At 64.7% G+C, this 12,200-nt stretch carries 10 protein-coding genes and 1 pseudogene; 9 read left to right on the forward strand and 2 right to left on the reverse strand.

Annotated features, from left to right (window positions below):
• Positions 1-288 precede the first annotated feature (288 nt).
• Positions 289-1,002 (forward strand): siderophore-interacting protein, encoded by a 714-nt coding sequence (locus tag RHO23_RS06395; protein WP_070942444.1) that lies wholly within the window; start codon positions 289-291, stop codon positions 1,000-1,002.
• A 26-nt stretch (positions 1,003-1,028) separates the two neighbouring features.
• Here the strand turns inward: RHO23_RS06395 and RHO23_RS06400 are convergent, their stop codons facing one another.
• Complete coding sequence (locus tag RHO23_RS06400; protein ID WP_057965294.1) at positions 1,029-1,343, reverse strand: SDR family NAD(P)-dependent oxidoreductase; 315 nt, start codon at positions 1,341-1,343, stop codon at positions 1,029-1,031.
• 316 nt (positions 1,344-1,659) lie between these two features.
• On the opposite strand from RHO23_RS06400, the gene RHO23_RS06405 reads away from it, so the two are divergent.
• The 8 genes and pseudogenes from RHO23_RS06405 to RHO23_RS06440 form a co-directional block, all read left to right on the forward strand.
• On the forward strand, positions 1,660-2,403 hold the full coding sequence (locus tag RHO23_RS06405) for a GntR family transcriptional regulator (RefSeq protein ID WP_064408671.1): 744 nt from the start codon (positions 1,660-1,662) through the stop codon (positions 2,401-2,403).
• Between the two features lie 8 nt (positions 2,404-2,411).
• A complete protein-coding gene (locus RHO23_RS06410; RefSeq protein WP_030095683.1) occupies positions 2,412-2,639 on the forward strand; it encodes a 4Fe-4S dicluster domain-containing protein in 228 nt (75 codons plus the stop codon).
• Between the two features lie 13 nt (positions 2,640-2,652).
• Positions 2,653-4,050, forward strand: a complete 1,398-nt coding sequence (locus tag RHO23_RS06415) for an ABC transporter substrate-binding protein (protein WP_423488823.1) — start codon at positions 2,653-2,655, stop codon at positions 4,048-4,050.
• Positions 4,047-4,925 carry an ABC transporter permease gene (locus tag RHO23_RS06420; protein WP_078286437.1) on the forward strand — a complete coding sequence of 293 codons (879 nt, stop codon included), beginning with the start codon at positions 4,047-4,049 and terminating at the stop codon, positions 4,923-4,925. The genes RHO23_RS06415 and RHO23_RS06420 overlap by 4 nt, the downstream gene beginning before the upstream one ends.
• Positions 4,922-5,665 (forward strand): ABC transporter ATP-binding protein, encoded by a 744-nt coding sequence (locus RHO23_RS06425; protein ID WP_200996759.1) that lies wholly within the window; start codon positions 4,922-4,924, stop codon positions 5,663-5,665. Before RHO23_RS06420 ends, RHO23_RS06425 begins: the two co-directional genes overlap by 4 nt.
• Positions 5,665-8,346, forward strand: a complete 2,682-nt coding sequence (locus RHO23_RS06430) for a fumarate reductase/succinate dehydrogenase flavoprotein subunit (RefSeq protein WP_423488824.1) — start codon at positions 5,665-5,667, stop codon at positions 8,344-8,346. The genes RHO23_RS06425 and RHO23_RS06430 overlap by 1 nt, the downstream gene beginning before the upstream one ends.
• Positions 8,347-8,454: 108 nt before the next feature.
• Positions 8,455-9,807 carry a salicylate synthase gene (locus RHO23_RS06435; RefSeq protein ID WP_423488825.1) on the forward strand — a complete coding sequence of 451 codons (1,353 nt, stop codon included), beginning with the start codon at positions 8,455-8,457 and terminating at the stop codon, positions 9,805-9,807.
• A gap of 81 nt (positions 9,808-9,888) precedes the next feature.
• Positions 9,889-10,461 (forward strand): annotated as a pseudogene (locus RHO23_RS06440) (peroxiredoxin); the annotation flags it as partial.
• 3 nt (positions 10,462-10,464) lie between these two features.
• Here RHO23_RS06440 and RHO23_RS06445 read toward each other — a convergent pair.
• A complete protein-coding gene (locus RHO23_RS06445; RefSeq protein ID WP_423488826.1) occupies positions 10,465-12,129 on the reverse strand; it encodes a (2,3-dihydroxybenzoyl)adenylate synthase in 1,665 nt (554 codons plus the stop codon).
• Between the last annotated feature and the right edge of the window lie 71 nt (positions 12,130-12,200).

Here is a 12,200-nt window from a genome sequence, read left to right on the forward strand (position 1 = left end):
CGCCCACCCTCGGCACCGCCACTCCATATTTGGTAGCGGTGATCACTTCGGTGTTCTAACCCATCAGCAATGAACACTGGTGTGACTGTCGCCACACCCGGGCGTTCGAGTTGATTAACTCGTTCGCGAGTGCTCATCTATCGCCTTTGTTCATGGCACCGTTGCCTGCTCGGCAAGAGATTAGCATTCCCTTACCTAAGTGTCGATGGCTAACCCTAGCCCTGCGCAGGTCAGGATGGTTAGGCTAGCCTAAGCTAAAAGCGCACTCAGCGAATCGAGGAGGGTGTAATGCCGAGCACAGTGACGCAACCGACACGTGGGTGGCAAGGCGCGGTTCTCAAATTGTTACGGGCCGGCGATTTCCAGCTAACAGTGACCGGCCGGCGCGAGCTGACCGACAACTATGTGAGGCTCAGCTTCTCCGCGGGCGGCCTGCTGCAGGACCGGGACATTCACCCGACCATGTGGATCCGGTTGTGGTTCTCGGACGGGGAGAAGCTGCACCAGCGCGGATACACGCTGGTCAACCCGGACCCGCAGGCCGACACCGTCGATATCGAATTCGCGCTGCACGACGGGATGGCGGCGCGCTGGGCGCAGGCGGCCCTGGTAGGAGACACCATCGAGGCCACGGTGTTGGGCAGCCACTTCGAGCTGCCCGTTCCGGCTCCGCGCGGATACATCATCGTCGGCGACACCGCGTCCCTGCCCGCGATCAACTCCCTGCTGGAAGCGATCGGCGACAGCCCCGCCACGGTGTTCCTGGAGGCCGCGCATGAGAGCGACAAGACGCTGCCGGTGAAGGGGAATGCGGTCTGGATAGATCGCCACGGCGACCGATCGCTGGTCCAGGTGGTGCGTGAGGCTGCCTTTGATGCCCCCGATTTCTTCGGATGGGTGGCGTGCGACACCCGGACCACTCGCGAGGTGGCGCAGGTCCTCAAGGAGCACTACGGCATCCCTCGCAGGGCGATGAAAGCCCAGGCCTACTGGATGGCCTGAGGGAACGGTGCCGCCGTTGATCGGCTCTAGGAAGCAAGCCGCAGTCGCGGCATTTGCCGACCTGCGGCAGCATCCAGAATCGTGGTGACGGTGCCGAAGCGATCGGTCGCGCGCCGGCACAGCTCGCGTAGCTGGCGCGGATCGGCGGCGTCGGCGGCGATGGCCATGACCTCATCAGCGTCATAGCCGTGCAGCATCCTCGTCAGATCGGTGGCGTGTCTGCCGCAGATGACCACCCGGTGCCCGTTGCGCACCAGTATCCGCACAATTTCACGCCCGCTCGGGTCGTCGGCGTTGAGGACGACGACAACATCGGGGCCGGGGGTCGTGTCGATCTGCATGTCCTCATTGAGCCAGCGATTCCTGGATTTCGGGTGTGAGCGCCATGTGGATTGGTTGGATGACCTCCGCCGTTGATTCCATTCACGCCGAGTCCGCGGGCCACGCCCGCGCGCGCTCTTTGCGATCACCCTGAATGCAATCTCGCTGGTGGCACGACAGTGGCGCAATGGTGCACATGCGACCGTCCGTTGCAGGTAGGGGCGGGTGGGAACCGGCGCATTGAAGCCGACCTGACAGATATCGAATTCATCCGCCAGATGGCCATTGAGCTGGCCTTTAGCGTGTTGGCGAGGTTGTCTCACGTCAGGAGGACTGGTGGCCGCTGCCGAGCCCACGCCATTGCGCCGCCCGCGTGCCGATCAGGCGCGATTGGTGGCCGATGTGCTGCGTCATCAGATCCACGCCGGTGCATACGCCGACGGCGGCCTACCGAGCGAACAGGATCTGGCCGCGGAGTTCTTCGTCTCGCGCAACACGGTCCGCGAGGCGCTGACGACGCTGAAAGAGGAAGGCCTCATCGAGCGGGGTCCGCGTACCGGTACCCACGTGGCGCTGCGGAAGTACGAGCACGGCCTGGACGCGTTGCTGGGGCTGAAAGAGACATTCAAGGGATACGGCGAGGTCTGGAACGAGGTTCGCGTCATTCAGGAGGTGAACGCGCCTCCCGCGGTCGCGCACAGGTTGCGCCTTGATCCCGGCGCGCGGGTCATCTTCATCGAGAGGTTGCGATACCTCGGAGATCTACCGCTGAGCCTGGACAAGACCTACCTGACCTCGGATGTGGGGGAGGCGGTCATCGAGCACCAGCTCGAGAGCAATGACGTCTTCGCCCTGATCGAGCGCGTCACCGGACACAGATTGGGATCGGCCAACTTGGCCCTGGAGGCGGTCTCGGCGGATTCGCATTCGGCCGCGACGTTGCAGGTACCCGATAACGCACCGCTACTGCTCCTGGAGCGACTGACCCACCTCGACGACGGGACCCCCGTCGACCTCGAGTACATCCGAATGCGCGGTGATCGAATCACTTTGCGCAGCAATCTACTAAGGGATATCTGAGGCTTCGCATGACATTGGTCAACAACCGTATCGACGTTCCGGTCACCATCGATGAGTCGCTGTGCATCGAGGGCTGCACGTTGTGTGTCGACATCTGCCCCCTGGACTCGCTGGCCATCAATCCCGAAAACGGCAAGGCATTCATGCATGTCGATGAGTGCTGGTACTGCGGACCGTGCGCGGCTCGCTGTCCCACCGGTGCAGTCACCGTCAACATGCCCTATCTCATCCGTTAAGTCAGGACAGCTCATGAAGAGAACAGCCCTTCTCTCCGCACTTCTTCTCACCCTCGTCACCGGCTGCTCGCTGGATTCCGGGTCGGGCTCGGCCAATGAAGTGACAGTCGTCGTCGGATACCAATCAAAGACCATCAACACCGTGACCGCGGGCACGCTGCTGCGGGCCCAGGGCTACCTCGAGAAGCGGCTCGCCGAGGCCGGATCGCGCACCGGGACCAAGTACACGGTGCAGTGGCAGGACTATGACACCGGAGCGCCGATCACCGCGCAGATGCTCGCCGAGAAGATCGACATCGGCTCGATGGGCGATTACCCGCTGCTGATCAACGGATCCAAGACCCAGACCAACGAGAAGGCACGTACCGAACTCGTGTCGATCACCGGCTATAACGCCAAGGGCGCACTCAACATGGTTGTAGTGCCACCGAATTCACCGATCACCACGCTGCCCGAGCTGAAAGGGAAGAAGGTGTCCGCCAGTGTGGGCTCGGCGGGGCACGGCACGCTGGTGCGCGCGCTGCGCAACGAGGGTCTGGACCCGGCCAAGGATGTCGAGGTGTTGAACCAGCAGCCGCAGGTCGGTGCCTCTGCGCTGGAATCCGGTCAGGTGCAAGCGTTGTCACAGTTCGTGGCGTGGCCGGGGCTGCTGGTCTTCCAGAAGAAGGCCAAGCTGCTCTATGACGGTGCCGAGCTGAACGTTCCCACCTTCCATGGGGTGGTGGTGCGCCGTGACTACGCCAAGCAGCATCCGGAGGTGCTGGACGCCTTCCTGCAGGCTCAGCTTGATGCAACCGATTTCATCCACGAGAAGTCTCTGGAGGCGGCGCGCCTCGTGGCCGAGGGCAGCGGCCTGCCGCAGGAGGTGGTGTACCTCTACAACGGGCCCGGTGGTACATCGTTCGATACCACCCTTAAGTCCTCTCTCATCGAGGCCTTCAAAAGCGATGTGCCCTACCTGAAGTCGATCGGTGACTTCGCCGATCTGGACATCGATCAGTTCGTGCAGGATGGACCGCTGCGCCAGGCCTACACGACGCGCGCCAAGAACTACGAAACCGAACTGGCGGCCAAGGCCAATCCGCTGGTGCTGCAACCGGACGCCGGGGCAGATCCGGGCCAAGCCGCCGAAATCTGGTTCGATGGTAAGGATTCCACGCAGGTATATGCGACGGCGCAGGAGCTGTTGAAGGCCGTCAACGCGGCGAACGCGTCCGGCCAGAAGATTCGCGCCGCCTATGTCTCCGATGCCGAGTTGGGTACGCGGTGGTTCGCCGATCATGCCTGGTGGGTTCGCGACTCGGCCGGGCTACGTCCGTTCACCACGAACGCGGGTGCCACCCGGTACATCTCTACCCATCCCGGCGCGACACCCTTGGATTACGCACAGGCTCTGGCGGCGGCATCATGAGCAGCCTGCCCATCTTGGAGGCGCGACCGCGAGCGATCGCGGTGCCCCCCGCCGGTGACCGGATCGGCGAGGCCGCCAGTACCCGTCGGCAGGGTTCTCGATACCTGGCCTGGGGTATCCGGGCCTCGTCCGTGGCTGCGGCGGTACTGCTCTGGCAACTCTTGACGGTCAACAAGGTGCGTTTCGGTCTGCGATTCGACACTCTTCCCACGGTCACCGAGATCGTCTCGGCCCTCGCTAAACATATTGGGACCGAGCAGTATTGGCTGGATCTTGGCCAGTCCACCATTCGGATTCTCACCGGTTTCGGCCTGGCGGCGGTGTTCGGCGTCATCACCGGAATCTGGCTGGGGCGTTCTCCGCTGTTCGCGAACATCGTCGGCCCGCTCACCGAGTTGGCTCGCCCAATTCCGGCGATCGCGATCGTGCCGGTGGCCATCCTGCTGTTTCCCAGCGATGAGGCAGGGATCGTGTTCATCACATTTCTCGCGGCCTACTTCCCCATCATGGTGAGCACGCGGCACGCGGTGCGTGCTCTGCCCACGCTGTGGGAGGACTCGGTCCGCACCCTGGGCGGCAGCCGCTGGGATGTGCTGCTCCGGGTGGTGCTGCCCGGCAGCCTTCCGGGAGTCTTCGGCGGTCTCTCGGTAGGCATCGGCGTCGCATGGATATGCGTGATCTCCGCCGAAATGATCTCGGGTCGTTTGGGTGTCGGGTACCGGACGTGGCAGTCGTACACGGTGCTGGCCTATCCCGATGTGTTCGTCGGAATCATCACCATCGGTGTTCTCGGATTCCTGACCTCGGCGGCCGTAGAGCTGATCGGTCGCCGGGTGACGCGGTGGTTACCCCGCGCCGAGGAGGCGCGCTCATGAGTGCCTCCACCCTCGTCCTTGACGGGGTCACCCTCGGATACGGCGGCCGCACCGTCGTGAACCGTCTGAGCCTGACGGTGCGCCCCGCGGAAATTCTTGTCCTGACCGGGCCGTCGGGTTGTGGCAAGTCCACCGTGCTGCGCGCGCTGGCCGGGCTGCTCGCACCCGACTCGGGCACCATTCACGCCGACGGCGAGAAGGTTGTCACCACCTCCCGGCACCGTGCGATGGTGTTCCAGGACAACGCGTTGTTGCCCTGGCGCACGGTGCAATCGAACGTGGAGCTGGCCCTCAAGCTGGGCGGTGTGCCGCGTGCGGGGCGGCGCCAGGCGGCGCAGACCTGGATCGATGACGTCGGTCTGACGGGCTTTGAGGACTACCTGCCCAAGAGCCTCTCGGGTGGCATGCGCCAACGTGTTCAGCTGGCCCGCGGCCTGGCTGGTGCTCCGCGAGCGGTCATGATGGACGAGCCGTTCGGAGCACTCGATGCTCAGACTCGCGCCAGCATGCAGCGCCTGCTGATCGATACCTGGCGCAGCCATCCCACCACGGTGGTGTTCGTGACACATGATGTGGACGAGGCGCTGCTACTCGGCGACCGAATCGCCGTCCTGGGCCGCGCTGGTCAGCCGCTGCGTGCGCTGCTGGATGTTCCCGATCCCCGTGAGGCCGAAAGCGATCGGAGCGCGCTGCGCGCCGAAATCCTGGCCGCACTGAACCATACGGAGCTTGTCGCCTGATGCAGATCCCTGAACTTGACAGTGCCATCCGGCTGGACTGTGACGTCCTGGTCATCGGCGGTGGAACGGCCGGAACCATGGCGGCGCTGACCGCGGCCGAGAACGGCGCCCAGGTGATTCTTCTCGAGAAGGCACACGTGCGGCACTCCGGTGCGCTGGCGATGGGTATGGATGGTGTGAACAACGCCGTCATCCCCGGCAAGGCCGAACCCGAGGACTACGTCGCGGAGATCACCCGTGCCAACGACGGCATCGTGAACCAGCGCACCGTGTACCAAACGGCGACACGCGGTTTCGCGATGGTGCAGCGCCTCGAGCGCTACGGGGTCAAGTTCGAGAAGGACGAGCACGGTGAGTACGCCGTACGGCGCGTGCATCGATCGGGCTCCTACGTGTTGCCGATGCCCGAGGGTAAGGACGTCAAGAAGGCGTTGTACCGCGTGCTGCGGCAGAAGTCGATGCGAGAGAAGATTCGCATCGAAAACCGCGTCATGCCGGTGCGGGTACTCACCGATGAAGGCAGAGCTGTCGGCGCCGCGGGTTTCAACACCCGCACCGGTGAGTTCGTCACGGTCGGCGCGAAAGCGGTGATCCTGGCCACGGGGCCCTGTGGCCGCCTGGGTCTGCCCGCCTCCGGTTACCTGTACGGCACGTATGAGAATCCGACCAACGCGGGGGACGGGTACGCGATGGCGTACCACGCCGGGGCCGAGCTGTCGGGCATCGAGTGCTTCCAGATCAATCCGCTCATCAAGGATTACAACGGTCCGGCCTGTGCGTATGTGGCCAACCCATTCGGCGGCTATCAGGTGAATGCCCAGGGAGAGCGCTTCGTCGACTCCGACTATTGGTCCGGCCAGATGATGTCCGAGGTCAAGAACGAAATCGAGTCTGCACGCGGTCCCATCTACCTCAAGGTGACTCACCTGCCGGATGAAACGTTGTCGGCGCTGGAGAGCATCCTGCACACCACCGAGCGGCCGACCCGCGGCACCTTCCACGCCAACCGTGGACATGACTACCGCACCCATGACATCGAGATGCATATCTCCGAGATCGGTTTGTGTAGTGGTCATTCGGCGTCGGGCGTGTGGGTGGATGAGCATGCGCGCACCACGGTGCCCGGCCTGTATGCGGCCGGGGACCTGGCCTGCGTGCCACACAACTACATGATCGGCGCCTTTGTGTATGGAGATCTGGCCGGTGAGCATGCGGCCTCGACGCTGTCGAAAACGCCTGCACCGCTGGAGTTCCCCGTCGACCAGGTCAAGGAGGCGCATGAGCTGATCTACCGTCCGTTGCGCCACCCGGACGGGCCTCCGCAGCCTCAGGTCGAGTACAAGCTTCGCCGCTTCGTCAACGACTATGTGGCCCCGCCAAAGACGGCGGCCAAGTTGTCATTGGCGGTGCAGACATTTGAGCGAATGGCCGACGAGGTAGGTCAGATCGGCGCGCGCACCCCGCATGAGCTGATGCGGGCGGCCGAAGTGTCGTTCATCAGGGACTGCGCCGAGATGGCGGCGCGCTCGTCGCTGACTCGCACCGAATCACGGTGGGGCCTCTACCACGACAGGGCAGACCTGCCGGACCGTGATGACGAGAACTGGCGCTATCACCTCAACCTGCGGAAGACCTCTGACGGCGCCATGGACTTCGTGAAACGGCCCGTCGCACCCTATTTCGTCCCGGTTCCGGGTCTCGACGACCTGCCGTCGGGGGAGACCGATCCGATCCCAGTGCATCAGCCCGAACTGCTGGGCGGAAAGGCGCCTGCCGCTCGTCTCTCGAACGTGATCGCCGCCGAGGCCGAGCAGCCGCCGTCGCCGCGGATCGCCGCGGTGTTGTCCTTGGAGGCGCCCACCGTCGAGGAGCTGCTGCAGTACCTCGTCGACGACGATCCGGGCGTGCGCCGCACCGCCATCGCCTCGCTCACCGAGCACATCCCCACGGGTTACGAGGAGGCCCTGTTGAATGCGTTGGGGGACAGCGATGCGTCCGTGCGCCGCACCGCCGCCGACGGAGTGCGCGAGCTCGTCGAGGTACTCGAGGATCCCGCCGCGATTGGCGATCATGTCAGCGCATCCGATCCGTTGGTGCGTAGCACCGCGCTGTACGTGGCGAGTGCCCGGAAGGTCGGCGACCCCGCCGCCTACGTCGCGTCGGTGCGCGACTCAGATCACCGGGTCCGAATCGAGGCCGTACGTGCCCTGGTGTCAGTGGACGACGCGGTGTCCATCGCCACCGCCGCCCAAGATGAGAACCGTGAGGTGCGGATTGCCGTGGCCAACGGGCTTGCGAAGTTGGCTGCCGGTAGCGCGACGGTGCGGATGCTGGTGCGCGACCGCGACCCCTTGGTGCGGGCCGCGGCGTTGACGGCTGTTGGTGCGCTGGGCGTCGACGACCAGATCTTCGATGCCGTACGGGAGGCGCTGAAGGCTCCGGCCTGGCAGATCCGTCAGGGTGCGGTGCGCGCGTTGGCCGGAGCGGATCCGGGGCAGGCCGTACCGCCGCTGGCGCGCGCGCTGGACGATCCGCATCTGGATGTACGGAAGTCGGCGGTGTTGAGCCTGAGCCAGTGGGCCTCCACGGAGCCCACCGTCCGTGACGCGCTGACCGGTGCGTTGCAAGATGGCGACGCTGACGTGAGAGCCTATGCGCGACAAGCACTTGCGGCCGGCTGACAGAAGCGCCGAAGCACACTGGATTGGGCTTGGTAACGTGGCGGAGGTCATGTTACGGGCGGGTACCAGGGCCACTTAGCATAGGCTAGGCTTACTCAGGTGTCGAAGATGAGTACGGTCGTAGATTCCGGTATCGGCGCCCAGACCTGGGTTTCTGTGCAGGAGGGGTTGCCGGACGGTTTCGCGCCGGCCGACCTTGCCGGCGTTCTCGCGCAGGAAATCCCCGAGCGCAACGGCGACGAATATCTGATCTACGAACGTGATGGCGAGTGGGTGCTCGCCATCGGCGCCCGCGCCTCCGTCGAACTCGACAGCGACGGACTGCGCATCATCCGTGACGGGGCCGTGGAGCAGCGCGGTTGGTCGGGGCATCCCGGCGCCGCTCTGGAACAAGCCGTGAATGAGATCTCCGACGGCGTGCACCGCGTCTTCGGGTGGGTTGCGTTCGAGTTCGGCACCTACCGCTTTGGCCTGCAGCACCGGCTGACCCCCGGCACGCCGATGGCTCGGGTCTTCGCCCCGCGCGCGGAGGTCGTGATTACCGGTGACGGAGTGTCGGTTTGTGAAGAGAGCTATGTCGACGAGATTCGGCGGGTGCTCGACCAGGGCGCCCCGCCCGCGCCCGCGCCGGCGTCGATCGATCTGATTCCGGACCCATCCGACTACCGTGGCCGCGTGGGCATCGCTACTGCCGAGATCCGATCGGGCCTGTACCACAAGGTGATTCTGTCGCGGCGTGTGGAAGTGCCGTTCGCTATGGACTTCCCGTCGACTTACCGTCTGGGCCGTCACAACAACACGCCGGTGCGTTCGTTCCTGCTGCGGCTCGGCGGCATTCGTGCCCTCGGCTACAGCCCTGAACTCGTTGCCGCCGTGGAGGCCGACGGCACCGTGATCACTCAGCCGCTTGCCGGAACCCGCGCATTCGGCCGGGGAGAGGACGCAGATCGGGTAGCGCGCGACGACCTGGAATCGAATGCCAAAGAGATTGTGGAGCACGCGATTTCCGTGCGCAGCTCACTCGCCGAACTCGGTGAGGTGGCCGAAACGGGCAGCACGAAGGTGACAGACTTCATGACCGTGCGTGAGCGCGGGAGCGTGCAGCATCTGGGATCGACCGTCAGTGGGGAGCTCAGTGCCGGGATGACCCGGATGGATGTGCTCGAGGCGCTCTTTCCGGCCGTCACCGCCTCGGGTATCCCCAAGGCGGAGGGCGTCGATGCCATCCTTCGGCTCGACGACCATCCACGTGGCCTATACTCCGGCGCGGTGCTGATGATGTCTCCCGATGGCGGACTGGATGCGGCGCTGACGCTACGCGCGGCCTACGAGCAGGACGGGCAGGCCTGGCTGCGTGCGGGCGCGGGCATCATCGAGGCCTCGACGCCGGACCGCGAGTTCGAAGAGACCTGCGAAAAGCTCGGAAGCATTGCGCCTTACGTGGTTCAGCGCGAGGGATAATCGTCTGCCGCCGGTCGCGCTGGACTTCGCCAGGCCCCTAGGGGCAGGCTCGAGAAGTTCGCGCGAGGATGAGGTATGCAGATGGATGACTACACCGCTTTGCCTACCGGTCTACCCGTTCCGATAGATGATGGGGCGGCCGACCATCTGCCCGGTGTACCTGTTCCGGACCTGACCTTCACGGCAAGTGACGAAAGTTTGGTGCGGCTAAGCCAACTGCCCACGGGGCGCACCGTCCTGTACCTCTATCCACTCACGGGGCGCCCCGGCGCAGACATCCCGGAAGGCTGGGATGCCATCCCGGGTGCGCGGGGTTGCAGCACCGAGGCTTGTGATTTTCGAGACCATTTCGACGAGCTTCGGGCAGCGGGCGTGGAACAGGTCTGGGGACTGTCGAGTCAAGATGTGGGTTATCAGGCCGAGGTTGTCCAACGACTACATCTGCCGTTCCAGATGCTCTCGGACCGGGATTTCGCCTTGGGCGATGCCCTGAAGTTGCCCACATTCGCCGCGGCCGGGCATCCACGTCTCTACACGCGGATCACGCTGGTGGTGCGGGACGGAACCATCGAGCACGTGTTCTATCCGATCTTCCCGCCGAACACGCACGCACAACGCGTGCTCGAGTGGCTGAGATCGCACCCGATCGGCTGAGGCTTAGCCCGTCAACGAGGCGAGCAGGGCGCGTTTGTCGATCTTGCCCACTGCGGTGAGGGGCAGCGAGGGGACCGCCACCAGTTTGTCGACTCGCGAGTGTGTGGCGGCACCGCGGTCCTGTAGGTGCTGATTCAGCTCGGCGGCCGCAACCGGCTTTCCCTTGAACACAATTGCGGCACAAACAATCTCACCGAGATACTGATCCGGCAATCCGACTGCGGCGGCGGCGTAGACCGCCGGGTGAGTCTGTAGGTGCGATTCGAGGTCCAATGCGGCGATGGACTCCCCGCCGCGCAAGATGACGTCCTTGATGCGACCAGTGACTTCCAGATAGCCACCCGGTCGCGCCCGTACCCGATCGCCGCTGCGGTAGAAGCCGTCGGCGGTGAAGGAGCGCATGTTGTCGGCCTCGGCGCGGTAGTACCCATTGAGTGTGTACGGACCGCGGACCAACAGCTCACCTGCCTCACCCGGGGCCACCTCGGCGCCGTCCTCGTCGACGATGCGAACCTCATCGGCCTCACACATGGGTCGGCCCTGGGTGTTGTCGAGGACGTCCGAGGGGTCTCCGGGACGGGTCAGGCACAGTAGGCCCTCCGCCATACCGAAAACCTGCTGCAATCCCGGGGTGAGTGATTCTCGAACCGTGCGTGCGTCCTCGGCGCCGAGCTTCGCACCGCCCACCTGAAGCAGCCGCAGTGTTTCCGGCAGCACGGGTTCCCAGGCGGTGGCCTGTGCCCAGAGCTGGGCGAGCGATGGCACCAGCGCCGTCACGGACACCCGGTGGCGCGCGATGGTCTCAAATGCCGACTCCGGGCTCGGATCCGAAAGGAAAACCGTAGTGGCACCTGTGCTTATCGCGCCGATGAGACCAGGACAGGCCAGTGGGAAATTGTGACCGGCGGGCAGCGCCACGAGGTAGACGTCGTCCTCGGTGAGGCCGCACACCTGTGCGGCCCGCGACGCGTTGTAGACGTAGTCCTCATGGGTGCGGGGGATGAGTTTGGGTGCCGCGGTGGTGCCACCCGAGACCAGCAGCAACGCCGGGTGGTCCGTCTGCGCTGTCGGTAGGCCGCCTTGAACCTCAACGCTTTCCAGCAACCCTGACCAGGCGGTGAAGCGGTCGGGGGCATCGGCAGGTACGTCACCATCGATCACGATGTGGCGCAGGCAGGCATGCTTTGTGGATAGTTCGACGGCCAGTGCGCTGTAGTCGAACCCACCAGCGGAATCGGTGATCACCAGGGCGACGGCATCGGCCACCTCGATGAAATGAGACAGCTCGGCGGCCCGGTGTCCCGGCAGGCACATGATCGGTATCGCGCCAGCACGCATCAAACCGAAGAATGCGACGGCAAATGATGCCCGGTTGGGAAGCTGCAGCAGTACACGGTCGCCGGGAGCGATGCCCAGTCGGATGAAGGCATGCGCCGCGCGGTCGGCGGCCACATCGAGCTCGCGGTAGGTCATCGCGTGGTGTTCGTCGATAACCGCGGGATGATCGGCACGTCTGGCGGCGGTCGTGCGCAGCAGCGACTCGACGGTCCTTCCGGTCCAGTACCCGGCCGCGCGATACGCGTCGGCACGCGCCGCGGGAAAGGGTACAAAGCCTTCCGCCGCGGCCGCTTCAGCCGAAGGGATGGGGGTCGATGTGGCCTGAGTCATCGCAGCTCCTCGTGGGTGACCCCTCGCAGTCTAGATAGGGTAGCCTCCTCGTAGTTAGGGCAGCCTGTACT

It is taken from the genome of Mycobacteroides sp. PCS013, assembly GCF_049532645.1.
GTDB lineage: Bacteria > Actinomycetota > Actinomycetes > Mycobacteriales > Mycobacteriaceae > Mycobacterium > Mycobacterium gwanakae.